The organism is Streptococcus tangpeifui (genome assembly GCF_044503215.1).
In the GTDB taxonomy this organism is placed as follows: Bacteria; Bacillota; Bacilli; order Lactobacillales; family Streptococcaceae; genus Streptococcus; species Streptococcus tangpeifui.
On sequence record NZ_CP172427.1, the window covers coordinates 645,640 to 666,086 of the forward strand.

A 20,447-nucleotide genomic window follows, 5' to 3' on the forward strand; every position below is an offset into this window, starting at 1 on the left:
TTAACCTTATAAAAGTTAAACAACAGCCTAATTGCTATTTATTAGGCTGTTTTGCTGCGATTTTAGCTTGTCTCGCTCCGATAGATATAAAGCAAATAAACTACTCGTTTAACAAGTGAGCATTATTATCCACTTTGAGTACAATATATGTGGTAACTTCTTTAGCTCATTAAAAATAGAAAAAAAGCGTGCACATGTCACATTTCGATAGCTATTAATATTTTAATTTTGATACTGAAACGTCTTGATAAGCTAAATCAAATACACTATTTTCTAGAAATCCTGTTTTAACATCTAATGAATTAGCAGTTCCTGCTGCGGAACCATATTTTAATACATCAACAAAGGATCTGTTCTTATCAATAGCAGACAAGATACCTCCAACGGTTGCATCACCGGATCCCTGCGTATTAATAGCATTAACTTTTGGAAATGTAATTTGATAGAATTCATTTTCATATTTGATAAGTGATCCATTAGCCCCTAATGATACAAAAATGACAGGGATATTAGAAAGCAACTCATCAGACATAATGTTTTTTTGCAGTGTTTCCACATCGGCTGTTATTTTCGTATTGAGTAATTCAGCAATCTCAGTTTCATTAGGTTTAATAATATCTGGTAGAAAACCTGAATCTAGGCAATCCTTTAATGCATTACCGGAAGTATCTAACAAAATTTTTATATTCTGATTTAATCCCCTGATTTTTTGTATTAAATCAGAATAAAAATGACGCGGACAATCTAGTGGCAGGCTGCCATTAATTGAAATTGCTGTGACCTTTTTAGTTTTAACATAAGATTCAATTTTTCCATCCAGTTCATTTAAAACCGATTGAGTAACGCTTGCTCCTAATTCATTTATTTCTGTTTTCATATTTTCTTTATCTAAAATGACATAGCAGTTCCTAGTTTCATCATTTGTACGAATAAAATCTGATGTGAACTTATCATTTTTTGTTTGAGAAAGGATGTAATCTCCATTCATTCCGCCAATAATACTGATAGCAGTGGCTTCTGTGCCAAGTATTGCAGAAACGCGTGCAGCGTTAATTCCTTTTCCTCCTACCATTTTGGTTATTAAATTTACTCTGTTTAATTTCCCTGGAGATAAGCTATCAACTTTATAGAGGTAGTCTACAGAAGGGTTCATGGTAAGTGTGATAATCATATAAGATTCCTTTCCAGACATTATAATATATTGACATATTTTGAGTACTCTTCTTTTTTTATGGGATCCCAGTTATCATCGCTGACTAAGCTATCAAATGCTTCCAGAGGAGCAAATGTTATCATATCAGATATTCCAATTTTTGATGTATCTGCTACAATGATTTTTTTATCCGCACATTCCATAGCGGTTAACTGTATGCTTCCCTGTGTAGAATTGCTTGTTGTAACTCTATTTTTGCTAATACCATTTGTTGAACAGAGAGCAAAGTCAATGTTTAGGTCTTTAAAAGAAGCTTCGGCAATTGGTCCTAAAAACTCGCCGGTTTTTTTATAAAACTCACCGGCAGTTAATACGATCTGATTGTCATATTCCAATAGTGCTTGAAAAGCAGGGTAACTGTTGGTGACAAATCGTATATTTTTAGTGGCTAAGTGCGGTATTGCTAAAAGAAGTGTGGTACCTGCACCGAGATATACAGTGGAGTTGCTGGGAATTAAATTACCTAGCTTTTTTCCTATACTATTTTTCTTTTCGACATTAAGTAGCAGTTTCTCATCTGTTGAAAATTCAATATGTCTTGAACGATCAATGGATAAGGCTCCACCATGCTCGCGTTTTAGTTTTCCGTGTTCTTCTAATTGTTTTAAATCGCGGCGAATGGTGACTTCAGACACCCCAGTTATGGAAGCAATTTCAGAAGTTGTCATCATTCCTCCGTTCATATTGATTAAATCAATGATTTTATTCCATCGAATATTTTTAATCACTATCTCTATACCTCTCGTTAATGTATTTGCTTTTATTATAGTATACAATGAATCAATAATCAATAAATAATCATCTTCAAAAAAAAACATTCAAAAAAGTTTCGAAAATGATTGACTTATGAATTATTTTGATTATAATTAAAGATGTAAGCGATATCATTCAAGGGAGGAGAGATTACCATGATTAGTGAAATGTTCAAAGAAGATTTGATTGACTTGGATGTTATTGTATCCGATGAGGCACAGCTGTTCGACTTAATAGGAATGAGAGTTATAGAAAAAGGTGTTGCAGAATTAGGATACATTGCTGGTTTAGAGAAGCGAGAGTTATCATATCCGACAGGATTACAATTTCCTGAGATATCTGTTGCATTCCCACATGTAGATAGTAAGTATATCAAAGAGCCATTTATCTACATTGCAAGGAACAACGGCGTCTTAGAGATTAGGCAAATGGGCGATGCAGCTGAAATGTCTTCCAGAGATTTCCTGTTTTTAGGAATCAAAGATGGGTCGAAGCAGCCACAATTATTAGCAAATATGATAGCAGCGTTTCAAGATAGTGAATTTGTGAATAAATTTAAAAACGTTACAACCAAAGAAGAAATGTACGATTTGGTTGTCAGCAATTTTGAAGAATAAAAGGAGTACTATTATGAAAACAATTCTGGTGTGTTGTGGTTCGGGTGTCGCTACAAGCCCCCAAGTAACGAATAAAGTGAATGAATATCTGACTTCAGTAGGACTAGATGGATATGCTAAGGCAGCTCCTAAACCTATTGAAACAGCTAAATCAACTATTGAAAGCGATCCAAGTATCATCATATATATCGGCATTGCCCCAGCGAATAAAGAACTTCAAGAAGTACTTGATGAACATGATGTTGTTGGAATGGTCGGCTTGCCATGGCTGACAGGTATGGGACAAGATGGGGCAAACGAACGTATTAAAGAAGTCGTTGAAAAATATAAGTAAGTATAATTAAAATTTATAGAATTCTCAGGGGGAATTTATTATGAACTGGAATGATATTGTTCAAGCAATATTGGGAGTTGGATCTACTGTTCTTATTCCCATCTTTATTGCTATTCTGGGTTTAATCTTCGGAATGAAACCTTCTAAAGCTCTGCTGTCAGGTCTTTATCTAGGGACTGGTTTTATTGGGATGAGCTTAGCTATTAATCAGTTAACTGCAGCAGTTAGTCCAGCAGCGAAAGCCTTGGCGAAAAACACAGGGATTAACTTGCCAGTTGTTGACTTTGGATGGACAGGAGCTTCAGCAATTACTTGGGCTTGGCCACTTGCATTTACATTCTTTGCGGTTGAACTTGGGATTAACTTAGTTATGCTGCTTAGTAAAATGACCAAAACATTGAATGCAGATATGTGGAATGTATGGGGAGTTGCTCTGACTGGTTACATTGTATATCAATTCTCTGGTAATCTTGTTTGGGGCTTTATTGTTGCTGGTATTCAGGTCATTATCGCTCTGAAATTGGGAGATATGTGGGCAGATGAAATTAAAGATATGTTAGGTTACGAGGGTGTAACTGTAACACACATAGAGACATTTACTGCTGTTATTATGAGTCCTGTCAATAAATTGATGGATTATATCCCAGTGTTTAATAAAAAATGGGATGCCGATGCCTTAAAACGTAAAATTGGAATTTTGAGTGAGCCTGTTGTGATGGGGGCAATTATTGGCTTGCTTCTAGGACTGATTGGACAATACGGGATTGCTAATTCATTGAATCTTGCAGTCACAACTGGTGCTGTAATGGCAATCTTTCCAGTAATGGCTAAATTCTTCATGGATGCGTTGACGCCATTTGGTACCACAATGAGCGACTTCATGAAGAGACATGTAAAAGGTCGTGAGTTTGTTATTGGTTTAGACTGGCCAATTGTTGGTCAAAGTACAGAACTTTGGGTAACGATGGTACTTTTGATTCCTGTATCTATTCTGTTTTCTGCGGTGTTGCCAGGCAATGAGATCTTGCCTCTTGCTGGTGTCATTAACTATTGCCTAGGTGTAGGTGGTCTTTTGTTGACAGGTGGCAATCTATTGAGAATGCTTGTCCTAGGTATTATCTATGAACCGCTGTTTTTATATGGATCAACTTATTTTGCAGGCATCTTTACAAAATTAGCCAAGAGTACTGGTGCTATCAATGTTCCTAAGGGATCAGAAGTTTCATGGAGTTCTATCGAAGCACCAGATTTCCGCTTCTTAGCAGGCTGGGCTGGTCGCGGCAATGTTATGGCAATTGTTGGTTTTGTGGCACTGTTAGCTTTGTTCTATATTTTATACAGGGGATTTAAGAAAAATCCAATTCCAACAAATAAATACAAAGACTAGTAAATTTTTAGAAGGGACTGAGTATGACTGTAAGATCTAAAGCATTTTGGACTTTCCTAAGTTTTCTGGCATTTTTACTATTTATAGTAGCTATTTACACAAAATTATATTGGTTAAATATTTTTGTGATTGTATTGGGTCTACTAGTAAATAAAGAGGGAACGTCTATTTTGTTCCCTAACTATTTGGAAAAGAAAAAGATTGTACTGGAAAGAAGTAAAGTAATACATGAATCTAAAGGAAAATAGAAAGGTCGATTAGTTATGAGATATCCAGCAGGTCGTATTCCATTTGAATATGAACGTGAAGATTTAGCAAAAGTTGTTAAAACAGTTATGGATCGTCGTGATACCAATATTGTTGGCGGAAATATTAGTATTCGTGTGACAGATGAAGAAGGGAACGACTATTACGTAATGACTCCAACAATGATGTCGGAAGCTTATTTAGGCCATTTAACAGCTGATCAAATTTTGGTAATTGAACCACATACTCGAAAAATTCTTTCAGGTAATGGCAAGGTTACGCGTGAAATTAATATGCATGAAGCAATTTATGATGTTAATCCAGATATTAAATGCGTATTCCATTCACATGCTGATCAGTCGATGTTTTGGGCTACTATTGGGCTAAGTATGCCAAACTTGACAGAAGCAACTCAAAAATTAAAAGAAATCCGAACATTGGACTGGCACCCTATGTGTTCTGAAGAACTAGCAGAATATGTTGCTGAAGAAATTAAAAAAATTGGCGATAAAGCTTTACGAAATGGTTTCTTATTGAATTCTCACGGGACCTTATTCACATCTGGTGGAAAGGATATGGATCCAATTACGGCTCTACATAAATCTCTAGCAGATGTTGATATCACAGAGTGGAATTCTAAAGTAGCCTATGAGCAGACCATTTTACAACACGAAGGTATTTTAGATGGTTACTATTCAGAAGGTGTTAAAATCGGAACATGGGAAGATGTTAAGGCTGGTAAAGCTTTATATAATACTGTGACTGTCCAAAATAAAAATGGGGATTAATCATAAGGAACTGCCAGAGTGCTATACTTTTCTTAAAATAGACACTAAAGAATAAAAATTTAAAAGTGAAAAGCACCCTAACCAAAATAATTGCACGGTTAGGGTGCTTTTCTAATGAAACTGTTTACTGGACAGAGAAATTTATTAAAAATCGAGATTTTATAACGGTTATTTTGGATTAATATTAATTAATTGTCGCCAGTCTCTTAACTTTTGCAGCTGGGTCATCACTAGCATAGTTAGAATGACACGGATTGGAATTTCAAAGATTTTTAACCAGCGGCCTGAGATAAATTGGGCGGCAATAGGCACTTTGTAGTAGATTTGGATCAAAAGAGGTGTAAAAATAAAGCTTCCAATGCCCATAATGATTAGCGTTGCTACGCTGACATAGGCCCAGTCTTTTTTAGAGGTCCAGCTTAGTGGTTTTCTATAGAAAAAGAAGCCGTAGAGGGCACCTTGAACAGCTTCCAGCAGGGTCCACCAGATAATGAAGTTGGCTGTTCCAGCTGTCATCATATCAATCAGATCAATCAAGGCTAGGATAATAAATCCATAGGCTGGACCGCCGATAGCACCGATCATAGTTGAGATGATGAAAGTCAAGCTGATGACCAATTGCTGGGGAATGATAGGAATGGACAGTTTTCCCATCACGATAGACAGAGCCATGAGCATAGCCAAGCTAACCAAGTGTTTGGTTGATAATTTTGGAAAAAAGGGTTTAGAAAACATAAAAAGCTCCTATTCTAAATTAAGTGGAGCTGTTTAAAATGGAGACGCTCCAGTCCTAAAAATGAGAAAATCAGGATTGAGCGTCCTTAATTAAAAACAGCGGATGCAGTGATTTACCGCGCTCTTGCTTCGTTATGTGACAACATCCCATTCACATACACTTAACGCAAATCACTTACTCTGTATTTTGAATACAGTTCTAGTCTAGCATGTTTGCAGGAGTTTTCCTAGATTTTCAGAGAATTCCATAATTATTGTTCGTCTTTTCTTAGTCGCTTTCAATGGCATGGCCTATTTTGAGTCAGATTTTTGTGGTATAATTTCAGAGAAAATCACTTTTATACTATAAGAATAAGGAATACTAATGAAATTAAGTTTATATGAAATTGCTGAAGTAGTCGGGGCACGCAATGATGTTTCCCAGTTTGAGGATTTTCCCATCCATGCTATTGAATTTGACAGTCGCAAGATTACTTCTGGCGACCTCTTTTTACCCCTCAAGGGGACTCGTGATGGTCACGAATTCATTCCGACAGCCTTTGAAAATGGAGCTGTAGCAACTTTTTCCCGCATTGAACTGGATGAAGTGCCTTATATCTTGGTTAAGGATCCCTTGTCTGCCTTTCAGTCCCTAGCCAAATATTACTTGGAAAAGATGGCAGTTGATGTGATTGCAGTGACGGGTTCAAATGGTAAGACGACGACCAAGGATATGATTCATGATGTTTTGGCGACGACTTATAAGACCTATAAGACTCAAGGCAATTACAATAATGAAATTGGTCTGCCTTATACTGTTCTCCATATGCCAGATGATACCCAGAAAATTGTCCTTGAGATGGGGCAGGACCATCTGGGTGATATTGACTTGCTGTCCAAGATTGCTCAGCCTAAGATTGGCATCGTGACCTTAGTCGGTGAAGCTCATCTGGAATTTTTTGGCAGTCGTGAGAAGATTGCTCAAGGGAAGATGCAGATTGTCAATGGTATGGCAGCAGATGGGACTTTGATTGCCCCAGCGGACAAAATCATCAATGCTTTCCTACCCAGCAAACAAAAGATTGTCCGCTTTGGTCCAGACCAAGATATTTTCTTGACAACGTTAGTCGAACGTAAGGACAGCCTGCAGTTTGCAGTCAACTTTATGGACGATCCGATTGAACTGCCTGTTACAGGTAAGTATAATGCCACTAATGCTATGCTGGCGGCCTATGTTGGCCAGCTTGAAGGAGTAGCAGATGAGGTTATTGCTTCAGCCTTGAAGCATTTGAAGCTGACTAAAAACCGAACGGAGTGGAAGAAGGCCAGTAACGGAGCTGACATTTTAGCTGATGTTTATAATGCCAATCCGACAGCCATGAAATTGATCTTAGAAACCTTCCTAGCCATTCCGGCTAATGAGGGCGGAAGGAAGATTGCTCTTTTGGCTGATATGAAAGAGCTGGGAGAAAACTCGGTTCAGATGCACAGTGATATGATTATGGCCATCAACCCAGAGGATTTGGATTATCTAATTTGCTATGGAGAAGATATTGCGGAGCTGGCTCAATTAGCCAGCCAGATGTTCCCGCTTGGCAAGGTCTATTATTTCAAGAAAACAGGCCAAGAGGATCAGTTTGAGGACTTGGTTAAGCAGGTTAAGACTCTCTTGCAACCGGCTGATCAAATTTTACTTAAAGGATCGAACTCCATGCACTTAGACAAGGTTGTCAAGGCTTTGGAAGCATAGAGTTAATTGAACATGGGCTGCGGACTTGGCTAAAAAGCTAGCTTCTCCTAGAGTCTTTAGGACTCTGCGTCGAATCTCCTATTTTAGCTGTGTCCACGGAGGCCCTTTGTGTCTTAGATAGAGGAGATAGCTATTGTGACAGAATTTTGGCAGAATTTTTTTACGACTCAGCAAACAACCGTACCGATCATTTCGGGCTTCTGGTATGGCATGATTATCTTGGGGATGGCTCTTTTGATTTGGCTGTCCTATCGTTATCATCAAAACGTCGCTTATATCCGCCTTTTTAAGGGGATCCAATTGGCTCAATTATTAGCACTCTATGGTTGGTATCTGGTTTGCCGTATTCCGCTGGACTACAGTCTGCCTTTCTATCATTGCCGCCTAGCGATGATTGGGCTAGTTTTTTTGCCAGCCAGATGGCCGTTTAAACAGTACATCGGTCTGATGGGCTTTAGCGGGGCAATTTTTGCCTTGGGTTATCCAGTCATGGATCCTTATACCTTTCCGCATATTACAGGAATTTCCTTCTTGGTTGGTCACTTTGCTCTCTTTGCCAATGGCTTAACCTATCTGCTTAATTACTTTAACAGGGATAATCTCAGTCTGACTGGTATTGTGGTCTATACTTTTGTGCTGGATCTCTTCTTGGTTGGAGTGAATCATCTGACTGGAGGAAATTACGGTATTCTGCGAGAACCTCCTTTTATTGATAATAGCAATGTCTGGTTCAATTATCTTGTTGTTTCAAGTATTCTGAGTTTGGCTTTGGTCCTGACAGAACTTGGCTTTAGACGATTTAAAAAAGTTTCCTTAAAAATTTAGATAGTGGATTTATTTGGTAAGTCAACTTATTATGGCTTCATGCTATTCTGAGTCATTACCTCATTTCAAGCCTTCGAGACCTTGATTTTAGCCTCAGTCTGACAGGCGGTACTAATATTATACTAATGGGTCTAGGGCAACCTTATGATTTTGTGACTTATTCAGCCTAGATAATTTGTAAGCCTCACAACTGCTTGGATATCCTGTTCACTATTTCTAGAAAATCACATGCATGATTTTACGGAATTCAAAAAAGTGCCTAGGCTGTTTGTCTGAGAAAAGCCTTGTTTTTGTGTTGGAATATCTAGAGTTTCTCGGTTTTCATAAAAATACCTTTGTTTCAGCTAAGAATTCGAGACATCGTTACTTGACTAATAAAAACACCTCAACGGAGAGATATGGCTATTCCTAAATCATTATATCGTCATATAGTATTAAAACTTATATTTTTCTACTGGCTATTGTATGTTTAATCACCTTTGTATATATGTTAACTAGGAAATGGGAAGACAATTATAATAATGAAATGGAATAAAAATGATAAATGATCAGTATTTATTTGAAATTTTTCGGCTATTAGACAATTCTTTTGATGACTTAGGCTGGTATCCTGGTGATAATGAGACTGAAAAATTACTTGGTATGATTTTAGTTCAAAATACGAACTTTACTAATGTTCGTTATTCAATTAGGAATTTAAAAGATTTTTTTCTGTTGAAGCTCTCCTTGCGTTAAAGCCAGAAGAGCTTCAAGAAAAAATCAAACCAAGTGGTTTTTATGTTCAAAAAAGTAAAACCATACGTGAGGTGTTTGGCTTAATCCAGACTTGTGGTGGCTTTGAAGCTCTAAAAGCCATTGATATTGATTGGTTTAGAAAGCAGCTTTTGTCAGTAAAGGGCATTGGAGATGAAACGGCAGATGTTATCTTATTATATTTGCTAGATTGTAAAAAATTCATCTCAGATGCCTATGCTAGAAGAGTGTTTGGACGTTGTCTTGGATTAAAATTTCGTCGTTATCATGATATGGGACAGTATTATCTAGAAAACTTATCAGTCAATCAATTGCAGCAGTTTCATGCGATGATTGATGAGCTGGGAGGTAACTTTTGCAAAAAACAACCGATTTGTTCTTTATGTCCTTTGCGACCACTTTGTGATTTTTATAAAGCGAACTATGACTCTGAGGTATTGAGGTAGATATGACATGGAAGATAGTTTTGAGCATTTGATGTTTAGTGATACTGTGGCTACGGCTAAGGCTTTGCTTGGCATGGAGCTCTACTTAGAAGATAGACTGATTGGAAGAATCGTAGAAACAGAGGCTTATCTAGGCGCTAAAGATAGTGCCTCTCATAGTGCAGGTGGTAAGCGAAGTAAGAAAAATGAATCTATGTATCTTTCTGCTGGTCATTGGTATGTGTATCAAATGTATGGACATCACATGCTTAATTTGGTCACCAGGAAAAGTGGCATCGCCGAGGCTGTACTGATTCGTGCGTTAGAAGTTAAAGAGGAGCAATCAGTTGCCAATGGACCAGGGAAATTAACTCGCTTTGCTCACATTACTAAGAGTTTTGATGGTCAACCTATTGATAATTGTGCTTTATCGCTTAAGGAGGGTGTAAAGCCTGTATGTATTGATAGCCGTGCTAGAATAGGTGTAACCTGTACAGATCATTGGAAGACAGAGCCACTTTGCTTTTATGTCCGAGGCAATAGACATGTTTCGAGGATAAAAAAGAAAGGCCTATTGATGGATAATGATACTTGGTTGCCCATTGATTAAAGGCTTGTGTGGAAGAGTATCTTTATCTGTTGCCTAATTTGTCATCTCTTGTATATGAAATCAGTAATTTCATAACACTTTCAAAGGGGACATGGCTTACAAGGATTAATTAATGATGTCGAGGGACTGTTGTATCAAATAGGAGGTATTTCATATTTGGCCATCAGAATCTTATTTGTGTTGATACCCAATAAATGTCACGAAAAGGTTAAAATAAGTCGTGAACGGAATTTTATTAAAATAATGTATAATTTTTAGTTATGGCTTTTCACACTAGAGTCCAGCTTAATCATCTCCCGCCTTCAGCGGTTTGCTTCTATTTATGCTATAATACAGGAGACTGTAATTCGACTTAGCTAGGCCAGTCTTAGAAATTGGATCAGTTAAGGACCGTTGGTAAAGAATAAGATGGCAGTTTGGCCATCAACAAGAATAAAATATTTTAAAGGAGTTTATCACCATGAGTGATATTAAAATTATTGCCCTAGGTGGGGTGCGTGAAAATGGTAAAAACCTCTACCTAGCGGAGATTAATGAATCCATCTTTGTTTTGGACGCTGGGCTCAAGTACCCTGAAAATGAGCAGTTGGGGGTTGATGTGATCATCCCGAACATGGATTACTTGATTGAAAATAGGAAACGTGTGCAAGGGGTTTTTCTGACTCACGGGCATGCGGATGCCATCGGTGCCTTACCTTATCTTTTGCAGGATGTGCGGGTGCCTGTCTTTGGTTCAGAGTTGACCATTGAATTGGCTAAATTAGTGGTTAAGAATAATTCTCAAGTCAAGAAGTTCAACAACTTTCATGTGGTTGACGCTGGGACGGAAATTGAATTCAAGGATGCGCTTGTTTCCTTCTTTAGCACCACTCACTCTATTCCTGAAAGTTTGGGGATTGTTTTGGGGACTGACCAAGGAAACATTGTCTACACTGGGGACTTCAAATTTGATCAAGCGGCTAGTCCAGGTTATCAGACTGACTACGGTCGTTTGGCTGAAATTGGTCGCGAAGGCGTTCTGGCTCTCTTGGCAGATTCAGCCAATGCTGATAGCAAGGTGCAGGTAGCCAGTGAAGCAGAAGTTGGCGAAGAGATGGATGATGTCATTTCGGATGTTCAAGGGCGCATTATTGTTGCTGCTGTTGCCAGCAACTTGTCTCGGATTCAGCAGGTTTTTGATGCAGCTGCCGAGTACGGCCGCCGCGTTGTCCTGACAGGATTCGATGTGGAAAATATTGTCCGTACAGCTATTCGTTTGAAAAAACTCAGTGTTGCTGATGAAAAGCTGATTGTGAAGCCTAAGGACATGCATAAGTATGAAGACCATGAGCTGATTATCTTGGAAGCTGGTCGGATGGGGGAACCAATCGAGGGGCTTCGTAAGATGGCTATCGGTCGCCACCGTTATGTGGAAATTAAGGACGGCGATTTGGTTTATATTGTTACCACACCTAGTGTTGCTAAGGAAGCCGTTGTGGCACGTGTGGAAAATATGATCTATAAGGCCGGCGGTTCTGTTAAGTTAATTACACAGAATCTGCGCGTGTCCGGTCATGCTAACGGCCGTGATTTACAGCTTTTGATGAATATTTTACGTCCGAAGTACCTCTTCCCTATTCAAGGGGAATATCGGGAATTACAAGCCCATGCAGATTTGGCTGAAGAAATCGGTATGCTGCCTGAAGACATCTACATCATGAAGCGGGGAGATATTATGGTTTTAGGTGATCAAGGCTTCATGCATGAAGGCGGTGTGCCTGCCAGCGATGTTATGATTGATGGGAATGCCATCGGTGATGTTGGTAATATTGTTCTGCGGGATCGTAAGATTCTTTCTGAGGACGGTATTTTCATTGTAGTTATTACGGTCAATAAGAAGAAAAAGACCATTGTTTCCAGAGCAAAAGTCCACACCCGTGGTTTTGTCTATGTGCGTAAGAGCCGTGATATTTTGCGGGAAAGTGCTGATTTGGTCAATAAGACGGTAGAAGATTATTTGGCAACCGATGGTTTTGATTGGAGTGAGCTTAAGGGTTCTGTCCGTGATGAGCTGGGCAAATTCCTCTTTGATCAAACCAAACGTCGTCCAGCTATTTTACCAGTGATTATGGAAGTGCGATAAGTCTCTGCTTAGTTTTGACGGCTTTTTGGAAAACTTAACTATTGAACGCAATTATAAAAAAACAAAAAGAGGTTAGGCTTGGTCTCACCTCTTTCTTATAGGAGTCAATTATGGCATTTTTTCAAATCGAATATCATTCAAAGGTTCTTGGTTTTGAGCGTCAAGTCAATGTGATTTATCCAGATAGTTTTGAACTGATTCAAGAAGAAGCAGACAGTAAAGATGTTCCCGTTCTCTACCTCTTGCATGGCATGGGGGGAAATCAGAATTCTTGGCAGAAGCGGACTCATATTGAACGCCTTCTGCGTCACACGAATCTGATTGTCGTTATGCCCTCAACGGATCTGGCTTGGTACACTAATACAGCTTACGGTCTCAAGTATTTTGATGCAATTGCCAAGGAGCTTCCTCAGGTTATGCATCGCTTTTTTCCCAATATGACGACCAAGCGAGAGAAAACTTATATTGCTGGTCTTTCCATGGGTGGTTACGGAGCTTATAAGATGGCTCTTTTAACCAATCAATTTGGTTATGCTGGCTCTTTTTCAGGTGCTCTCAGTCTTGATATGGATAGTCTGCAGAATGATGTTGATGAGAATCTAGATTACTGGCAAGGAATTTTTGGTCATCTATCTGCTGCGGATATTGACCGACATTATTTGACTAATATGGTGGCCTCTCACGATATGGAAACTAAGTTCTATGCTTGGTGCGGCCAGGAAGATTTTCTTTATCAGGCTAATGAGAAGGCTGTTGCCGATTTTAAAAAATTGGGCTTGGATATCACTTACAGCACAGCGCCTGGTAGGCATGAATGGTACTATTGGGAAAAGCAGCTAGAGGCCTTTTTACGCTGGTTACCGCTAGATTACCATGAAGAAGAGCGTTTGTCTTAAACTTATCACTTCTCTAACAAAACAGTGACAGCTGGGCTGTGACTTGAGTTTTGGAACTGAGCTTGTTATACTTGTGGTCACTTGAAAGATTAATGAAGAGGGAGAGAATAGTTATGAAAAGTTTTTTCAAAATTCTATGGGCCATTCCTAGGGCCGCTCTCAGCTTTATTTGGCATTTTTTCTGGGGCTTCATCAGAACTTTAGCCATCTTTGCCATTATTGTTTTTGGTTTGGCTTGGTATGCGAATCACAGTCAGTCTCAATTTGCGCAAACCTTACAGACTGGCTTGACTAACGTTACTAGCCATTTTTCACCTAAGGCTGATTTTAAGCAAAATCTCCAAAATTTGGCAACTGATGCAGCATCTGACCACCAAAACCAAGGAGCTCGTTGGGAGACCAACTCGGCGACAGTTTATCTTGATTCAACAGATTCAACTTTTGTCTCAGCCTATAAAGAAGCTGTCGCAGCTTGGAACGACACCGGTGCTTTTACTCTCAATTTTGTGTCGGATAAGGACTCGGCTGATATCATTTTGACCGATCAGTCTGATAGTTCCAGTCAGGCTGCCGGTGAAGCCAAGACAACTACAGAATCTCTGTCCAACCGTATTACTCATGCTGATGTCTATCTCAATTCTTATTATCTGCTCAATGATGCTTATGGTTACAGTCAGGAGAGGATTGTCAATACAGCAGAGCACGAATTGGGCCATGCTATGGGACTGGATCATAATGACGGTCAGGCCTCAGTGATGCAGTCTGCAGGTTCTTATTACTCTATTCAGACGGTTGACATTGATGCCCTGCAAAAACTTTATGCGAACTAGGAGTGCTTATGTTTTCTGTGTTAAAAAATTGGGCTGGCCGTTATCCTGAACAAGCCTTTCTGTTACTTTTTAACAGTGGGGTCTTTGTTTGGTTGCGGCTGGCTGGAGCAGCGATTTCAAATAAGTTGGCTTTAGGCTGGGACCATCTGGCTCATTTGCCCAATTGGCTGGTTAGTTTGAGTCAACATAGTCAAGCTGGCCTGCAAGGCTTCTTTGGTCATACGGCTATCACTTGGCTGATTGTGTCTATGGTCTTGACTCTCGTCCTGCATTTTATCAAGGGTTTAGTTAAATTTCTGCTCTTTTTCTTGATTGTAGGTGTAGGGGTCTATCTAGTTTACCGCCATCAAAGTATTCTGGGGCAGCTACCTGGTTAAAATGAGATTAATAACTCAATGACTGCAACTCCTATCCTACTGGAGTTGCATTTTTTCTAGTTTAACAGATGCAGGGTTACTAACAGTGTAAGAAAAGTAGTCCTTTCTTTTTCTGATTCTCACCGTCAGCAAAAGTGCCTAGAAGACTGATTTTTGCTATAATGATTCTATGATTATTTTACAAGGAAATAAGATTGAACGCTCCTTTTCAGGAGATGTCCTTTTTGAAAATATTAACATTCAAGTTGATGAGAGGGATCGGATTGCTCTGGTTGGCCGAAACGGGGCTGGAAAATCAACTCTGTTGAAGATTTTAGTGAAGGAAGAAGCTCCAACATCGGGTGAAATTAATACGAAGAAAGACCTCAGCTTATCTTATCTGGCACAGGATAGCCGTTTTGAGTCTGAAGATACTATTTATGATGGCATGCTGCGGGTTTTTGAGGATCTGCGTCAGCAGGAAAAAACTCTGCGGACTATGGAGATGAAAATGGGAGAGCTATCTGGTGCAGAGCTGGATAAGCTCATGCAGGACTATGATCGTTTATCTGAGAACTTTCGAGCTCAAGGCGGTTTTACCTACGAAGCTGATATTAAAGCAATTTTAAATGGCTTTCAATTTGATGAGACGACTTGGCAGACCCCTATTTCGGAACTATCTGGTGGTCAAAACACTCGTTTGGCTTTAGCTAAGATGCTTTTGGAAAAGCCCGAGCTTTTGGTTTTGGATGAGCCGACCAATCATCTGGATATTGAGACTATCGCTTGGCTGGAGAATTATTTGGCCAATTATCAGGGGGCCTTGATTATCGTCAGCCATGATCGCTATTTCTTGGATAAGGTAGCAACGGTAACCTACGATTTGACGCCTCATTCGCTGGATCGTTATATGGGGAATTATTCCGCATTTATGGATGCTAAGGCTGAAAAATTGGCCAGTCAGGAGAAGGCTTATGAAAAACAGGCTAAGGAAATTGCTAAGCTAGAAGATTTTGTTCAAAGGAATATTGTCCGAGCCTCTACGACTAAACGGGCCCAAGCCCGCCGTAAGCAGTTGGAGAAGATTCAACGACTGGATAAGCCTCAAGCCCAGCAGAAGTCAGCCAATATGACCTTCCATGCGGATAAACCGTCTGGTAATGTTGTTCTGACAGTTTCGGAGGCTGCTATCGGTTATGACAATCAGATCTTGTCCCAACCCATTAATTTGGATGTTCGTAAATTTGACGCTATTGCTATCGTTGGCCCCAACGGTATTGGTAAGTCTACTCTAGTTAAGTCTATTGTTGGTCAAATCCCTTTTATTAAGGGGCAAGGCCACTACGGAGCTAATGTCGAAATGGGTTATTATGATCAGACCCAGTCTAATCTGACTCAAACCAATACCGTTCTTGATGAGCTATGGAATAATTTTTCGACCACAGCGGAAGTGGAAATCCGCAACCGTTTGGGCGCTTTCCTCTTTTCAGGTGATGATGTCAAGAAGTCTGTGGCTATGCTCTCTGGTGGGGAGCGGGCTCGATTGCTTCTGGCTAAGCTCTCCATGGAAAATAACAATTTTTTGATTTTGGATGAGCCAACCAACCACTTGGATATTGACAGCAAGGAGGTTTTAGAAAATGCCTTGATTGATTTTGATGGCACTCTGCTCTTTGTCAGTCATGACCGTTATTTTATCAACCGAGTGGCCACCAAGGTGTTAGAAATTTCGGAAGCTGGTTCTAAACTTTATCTGGGGGATTATGACTACTATCTGGAGAAAAAGGCCGAGGAAGAAGCCTTGGTTCAGTTAACTCAAGCAGAAGCTGACAAAGATATTTCTATTTTAGCTGAGTCTGGTGGTAACTCAAGTCAAGATTACCAGATTCAAAAAGCTAATCAAAAAGAGGCTCGCAAACTGACCCGTCGTATAGAACAGGTAGAAAATGACTTAGAAGATATTGATAATAGGGTTGCAGCCATTTCAGGGGAAATGGAGCAAACAAATGACACTCAAGACTTAGTGGATTTGCAGGCAGAGCTTGATAAACTCACCCAGCAGCAAGACAATCTTATGTCAGAGTGGGAAGAATTGAATGAGCAGTTAGAAAAAATTTAGTAAACGGTTGGATTCCTCGTCCTTTATGTCTGGGCGAGGATTTTTTGAGTTTGTGAAAAAAATATTAAAGTTTACCCTGAAAGCCCTTTCTTTATTGTAATATCAATGAGCGTATTTTTTGAAGTTTGTGAAATTTTGAGATAGAATAGGCTTATAAAAGATTATGGGAGGTCGTTATGACACAACTTTCTAAAGAACAGTTATTAGACTTGTACTTGAAAATGGAACGCATTCGTGAGTTTGATATGCGAATCAATAAATTAGTCCGTCGTGGTTTTGTCCAAGGGATGACTCACTTCTCAGTAGGGGAGGAGGCAGCCAGTGTGGGAGCTATTGCTCATCTGACTTACGATGATATTATTTTCTCAAACCACCGTGGTCATGGTCAGTCTATCGCTAAGGATATGGACCTTAATGGTATGATGGCTGAGTTGGCTGGTAAGGCTACAGGTGTTTCAAAGGGTCGGGGTGGTTCGATGCACTTGGCTGACTTTGAAAAAGGCAACTATGGGACAAACGGTATTGTTGGTGGTGGTTATGCTCTAGCAGTCGGAGCTGCTCTTACCCAACAGTACAATGACACTAACAATATCGTCGTAGCTTTTTCTGGTGATGGAGCGACTAACGAGGGCTCTTTTCATGAGTCTGTCAATATGGCAGCAACATGGAAGCTACCGGTTATCTTCTTTATCATCAATAATCGCTATGGTATCTCGATGGCTATCAACAAGGCGACAAACACTCCTCACCTCTATACCCGTGCAGAAGCTTATGGTATCCCAGGTTACTATGTTGAAGACGGTAATGATGTCATGGCTGTCTATGATAAGATGCAAGAGGTAGTAGACTATGTCCGTGCTGGCAATGGCCCAGCCATTATTGAAGTTGAGTCCTACCGCTGGTTCGGTCACTCGACAGCTGATGCTGGTAAGTACCGTAGCAAAGAAGAAGTGGATAGCTGGAAAGCTAAAGACCCGCTTTTGAAGTTCCGGGACTTTGCAGCTAAAGAAACAGATATCACAGCAGAGGAGCTGGATACTATCCATGAGCAAGCGGTTAAAGAAATTGCCGATGCTTATGAATTTGCTCAAAATAGTCCGGATCCAGAGCTTTCAGTAGCTTTTGAAGACGTCTGGGTAGATTAAGTTGTAATCATTTTTCGAATGTAGTTGATAGATTAATGGAGAACACAATGACAGAAACAAAAACTATGGCCTTGCGCGAAGCTGTAAACCTCGCAATGACCGAGGAAATGCGTAAAGATGAGAAAATTTTTTTAATGGGTGAAGATGTCGGTATCTACGGCGGAGACTTTGGTACCTCAGTTGGTATGTACGAGGAGTTTGGCCCCAAACGCATCAAAGATACGCCAATTTCAGAAGCTGCTATTGCTGGATCAGCTATTGGGGCCGCTATCACAGGACTGCGTCCTATCGTAGATATCACTTTTATGGATTTCTTGACGATCGCCCTTGATGCGATTGTCAATAATGGTGCTAAGAATAACTATATGTTTGGTGGTGGTCTCAAGACCCCTGTCACTTTCCGCGTGGCATCGGGTTCTGGTATCGGTTCAGCAGCCCAGCACTCGCAATCTCTGGAGGCTTGGTTGACCCACATTCCAGGCATCAAGGTGGTTGCCCCTGGCAACGCCAATGAAGCCAAGGGCCTCCTCAAGTCAGCCATTCAAGACAATAACATTGTTGTCTTCATGGAACCAAAGGCCCTCTACGGTAAAAAAGAAGAGGTTAATCTCGACCCTGATTTTTACATTCCGCTGGGAAAGGGAGAGATCAAGCGCCAAGGAACTGACCTGACTGTTGTGACCTACGGTCGCATGCTTGAGCGTGTCCTGCAGGCCGCTGACGAAGTAGCAGCACAAGGTATCAATGTTGAAGTTGTTGACCCTCGCACTCTCGTGCCACTTGATAAAGAACTGATTATTAATTCGGTCAAGAAAACGGGTAAGGTTATGCTGGTCAATGATGCCTACAAGACAGGCGGCTTTATCGGTGAAATCGCAGCTATGATTACTGAGAGTGAAGCCTTCGATTATCTTGATCATCCAATCGTACGTTTGGCCAGCGAAGATGTGCCAGTTCCTTATGCGCGTGTTTTGGAACAAGCCATCTTGCCAGATGTCGAGAAAATTAAGGCTGCAATGATCAAAATGGCAAATAACGGAAATTAAGAACATCACTCTAACAGTATTAGAAAGGATGGTAGCAAGCCAGCTCAGAAAGCGTCGTGCTTGCAAAAATAGATTATGGCAGTAGAAATTATTATGCCCAAGCTCGGTGTTGATATGTCTGAAGGCGAAATCATCGAGTGGAAAAAACAAGAGGGTGATACTGTTGCTGAAGGCGATATCCTTCTTGAAATTATGTCGGATAAGACCAATATGGAAATTGAAGCCGAAGACTCTGGTGTCTTAGTCAAAATTGTCCACCCTGCTGGTGATACTGTACCCGTTACCCAAGTTATCGGGTATATCGGTGAGGCTGGGGAAGTGATAGAGGCTAGTTCAGCTAGTCAATCAGTCTCAGCTGCTGTTCAAAAAACAGCATCGATGACAGTTCCTCAAGAAGTGCCGCAAGCGACTGAAACTCAAGCAAAAGTGCCGGTTCAAGAGTCGGCTCCGCAAGTGCAAGCTGGTTCTACTCCTACCGCCAAACCGCAGGGTTCTGGTAAAGTTCGTGCAACCCCGGCAGCCCGTAAATTGGCAGCCGAGCAAGGAATTGATCTTGGACAAGTACCTGGAACTGGTCCTCATGGCCGTGTCCATAAGGACGATGTTGAGAACTTCAAGGGTACTCAGCCTAAGGTAACACCTTTAGCTCGTAAGATGGCAGCTGATCTAGGTGTAGACTTGACAAGCATTTCGGGTACAGGAATCTTTGGTAAGGTGACTAAGAAAGATATTTTAGCTGCTAGCCAAGTGACAGCGCCGGCTCAAGCAGCTACGCCGACTTCCGAGGTACTTAAAGCTAAAGCAAGTCTTCCAGAAGGTGTTGACATTAAGCCAATGTCTGCGATGCGAAAGGCTATCGCTAAGGGTATGACAAATTCTTATCTGACAGCACCAACCTTTACACTTAATTACGATATTGACATGACCAACCTTATGGCGCTTCGTAAGCAAGTCATCGACCCAATCATGGAAAAAACTGGGCAAAAAGTAACTTTTACCGACCTGATTGGTTTAGCTGTTGTTCGTACTCTAATGAAACCAGAGCACAAATACCTCAATGCTTCTCTGATTAATGATGTCAAGGATATCGAGCTGCACCGTTTTGTCAACTTAGGCATCGCAGTTGGTTTAGATGATGGTCTTGTAGTACCAGTCGTTCATGGTGCTGACAGGATGAGTCTGTCTGAATTTGTCGTCGCTTCAAAAGATGTTATCAAGAAGGCTCAGGATGGTAAGCTTAAGGCGGCCGAGATGTCTGGTTCAACCTTCTCTATTACTAATTTGGGAATGTTTGGAACCAAGTCTTTTAACCCAATCATCAACCAGCCAAACTCAGCTATTTTGGGTGTGGCAGCAACAGTGCAGACACCTGTTGTCGTTGATGGTGAGATTGTTATCCGTCCAATCATGCAGCTCTGCTTGACCATTGACCACCGGATTGTCGATGGTATGAATGGCGCTAAATTCATGGTTGACCTCAAGCACATCCTTGAAAACCCAATGGAATTGTTGATTTGA

19 protein-coding genes, 1 pseudogene and 1 riboswitch are annotated in these 20,447 nt (G+C 40.4%); of the genes and pseudogenes, 17 read left to right on the forward strand and 3 right to left on the reverse strand.

Annotated features, from left to right (window positions below):
* Window positions 1–214 precede the first annotated feature (214 nt).
* On the reverse strand, window positions 215–1,171 hold the full coding sequence (locus ACFSN5_RS03135; RefSeq protein WP_165209455.1) for a 1-phosphofructokinase family hexose kinase: 957 nt from the start codon (window positions 1,169–1,171) through the stop codon (window positions 215–217).
* A gap of 20 nt (window positions 1,172–1,191) precedes the next feature.
* Entirely contained in the window at window positions 1,192–2,031 is an 840-nt protein-coding gene (locus ACFSN5_RS03140) for a DeoR/GlpR family DNA-binding transcription regulator (protein ID WP_241154181.1), read from the reverse strand.
* A gap of 90 nt (window positions 2,032–2,121) precedes the next feature.
* Here ACFSN5_RS03140 and ACFSN5_RS03145 point away from each other — a divergent pair, with 90 nt between their 5' ends.
* Genes ACFSN5_RS03145 through ACFSN5_RS03165 form a run of 5 tightly spaced genes read left to right on the forward strand, consistent with a single transcriptional unit; the run spans window position 2,122 to window position 5,338 of the window.
* Complete coding sequence (locus ACFSN5_RS03145; protein ID WP_165209458.1) at window positions 2,122–2,583, forward strand: PTS sugar transporter subunit IIA; 462 nt, start codon at window positions 2,122–2,124, stop codon at window positions 2,581–2,583.
* Between the two features lie 13 nt (window positions 2,584–2,596).
* Window positions 2,597–2,917 (forward strand): PTS galactitol transporter subunit IIB, encoded by a 321-nt coding sequence (locus tag ACFSN5_RS03150; RefSeq protein ID WP_165209461.1) that lies wholly within the window; start codon window positions 2,597–2,599, stop codon window positions 2,915–2,917.
* 40 nt (window positions 2,918–2,957) lie between these two features.
* Window positions 2,958–4,304 carry a PTS galactitol transporter subunit IIC gene (locus ACFSN5_RS03155; protein WP_165209464.1) on the forward strand — a complete coding sequence of 449 codons (1,347 nt, stop codon included), beginning with the start codon at window positions 2,958–2,960 and terminating at the stop codon, window positions 4,302–4,304.
* Between the two features lie 23 nt (window positions 4,305–4,327).
* Window positions 4,328–4,552: a hypothetical protein gene (locus ACFSN5_RS03160; protein ID WP_165209467.1), complete on the forward strand. Its 225-nt coding sequence runs from the start codon at window positions 4,328–4,330 to the stop codon at window positions 4,550–4,552.
* Between the two features lie 15 nt (window positions 4,553–4,567).
* Window positions 4,568–5,338 (forward strand): class II aldolase/adducin family protein, encoded by a 771-nt coding sequence (locus ACFSN5_RS03165; RefSeq protein WP_165329161.1) that lies wholly within the window; start codon window positions 4,568–4,570, stop codon window positions 5,336–5,338.
* Between the two features lie 168 nt (window positions 5,339–5,506).
* Here the strand turns inward: ACFSN5_RS03165 and ACFSN5_RS03170 are convergent, their stop codons facing one another.
* The gene (locus ACFSN5_RS03170) at window positions 5,507–6,073 is read right to left on the reverse strand and encodes a folate family ECF transporter S component (RefSeq protein WP_165209473.1); all 567 of its coding nucleotides are present in this window, start codon (window positions 6,071–6,073) and stop codon (window positions 5,507–5,509) included.
* 95 nt (window positions 6,074–6,168) lie between these two features.
* A riboswitch (THF riboswitch) is annotated at window positions 6,169–6,258 on the reverse strand.
* 179 nt (window positions 6,259–6,437) lie between these two features.
* Here ACFSN5_RS03170 and murF point away from each other — a divergent pair.
* The 12 genes and pseudogenes from murF to ACFSN5_RS03230 all read left to right on the forward strand — a co-directional run bounded on the left by murF (window position 6,438) and on the right by ACFSN5_RS03230 (window position 20,447).
* The gene (murF, locus tag ACFSN5_RS03175) at window positions 6,438–7,802 is read left to right on the forward strand and encodes a UDP-N-acetylmuramoyl-tripeptide--D-alanyl-D-alanine ligase (protein ID WP_165329160.1); all 1,365 of its coding nucleotides are present in this window, start codon (window positions 6,438–6,440) and stop codon (window positions 7,800–7,802) included.
* Window positions 7,803–7,937: 135 nt separating this feature from the next.
* Window positions 7,938–8,627, forward strand: a complete 690-nt coding sequence (locus ACFSN5_RS03180; RefSeq protein ID WP_165329159.1) for a YwaF family protein — start codon at window positions 7,938–7,940, stop codon at window positions 8,625–8,627.
* 710 nt (window positions 8,628–9,337) lie between these two features.
* Window positions 9,338–9,826 (forward strand): annotated as a pseudogene (locus tag ACFSN5_RS03185) (endonuclease III domain-containing protein); the annotation flags it as partial.
* 7 nt (window positions 9,827–9,833) lie between these two features.
* Window positions 9,834–10,415: a DNA-3-methyladenine glycosylase gene (locus tag ACFSN5_RS03190; protein WP_165209482.1), complete on the forward strand. Its 582-nt coding sequence runs from the start codon at window positions 9,834–9,836 to the stop codon at window positions 10,413–10,415.
* 460 nt (window positions 10,416–10,875) lie between these two features.
* Window positions 10,876–12,537, forward strand: a complete 1,662-nt coding sequence (locus ACFSN5_RS03195; RefSeq protein ID WP_165329158.1) for a ribonuclease J — start codon at window positions 10,876–10,878, stop codon at window positions 12,535–12,537.
* Window positions 12,538–12,647: 110 nt separating this feature from the next.
* The gene (locus tag ACFSN5_RS03200) at window positions 12,648–13,433 is read left to right on the forward strand and encodes an alpha/beta hydrolase (protein WP_165329157.1); all 786 of its coding nucleotides are present in this window, start codon (window positions 12,648–12,650) and stop codon (window positions 13,431–13,433) included.
* A 113-nt stretch (window positions 13,434–13,546) separates the two neighbouring features.
* The gene (locus ACFSN5_RS03205; RefSeq protein WP_165329156.1) at window positions 13,547–14,263 is read left to right on the forward strand and encodes a matrixin family metalloprotease; all 717 of its coding nucleotides are present in this window, start codon (window positions 13,547–13,549) and stop codon (window positions 14,261–14,263) included.
* 8 nt (window positions 14,264–14,271) lie between these two features.
* Window positions 14,272–14,640, forward strand: coding sequence for a hypothetical protein (locus tag ACFSN5_RS03210; protein WP_165329155.1), 369 nt, complete (start codon window positions 14,272–14,274; stop codon window positions 14,638–14,640).
* Window positions 14,641–14,809: 169 nt separating this feature from the next.
* Window positions 14,810–16,738, forward strand: coding sequence for an ABC-F family ATP-binding cassette domain-containing protein (locus ACFSN5_RS03215; RefSeq protein ID WP_165209497.1), 1,929 nt, complete (start codon window positions 14,810–14,812; stop codon window positions 16,736–16,738).
* Window positions 16,739–16,914: 176 nt separating this feature from the next.
* Window positions 16,915–17,883, forward strand: coding sequence for a thiamine pyrophosphate-dependent dehydrogenase E1 component subunit alpha (locus ACFSN5_RS03220; RefSeq protein ID WP_165329154.1), 969 nt, complete (start codon window positions 16,915–16,917; stop codon window positions 17,881–17,883).
* A 47-nt stretch (window positions 17,884–17,930) separates the two neighbouring features.
* Window positions 17,931–18,929, forward strand: a complete 999-nt coding sequence (locus tag ACFSN5_RS03225) for an alpha-ketoacid dehydrogenase subunit beta (RefSeq protein WP_165329153.1) — start codon at window positions 17,931–17,933, stop codon at window positions 18,927–18,929.
* A gap of 75 nt (window positions 18,930–19,004) precedes the next feature.
* Complete coding sequence (locus ACFSN5_RS03230; RefSeq protein ID WP_165209506.1) at window positions 19,005–20,447, forward strand: dihydrolipoamide acetyltransferase; 1,443 nt, start codon at window positions 19,005–19,007, stop codon at window positions 20,445–20,447.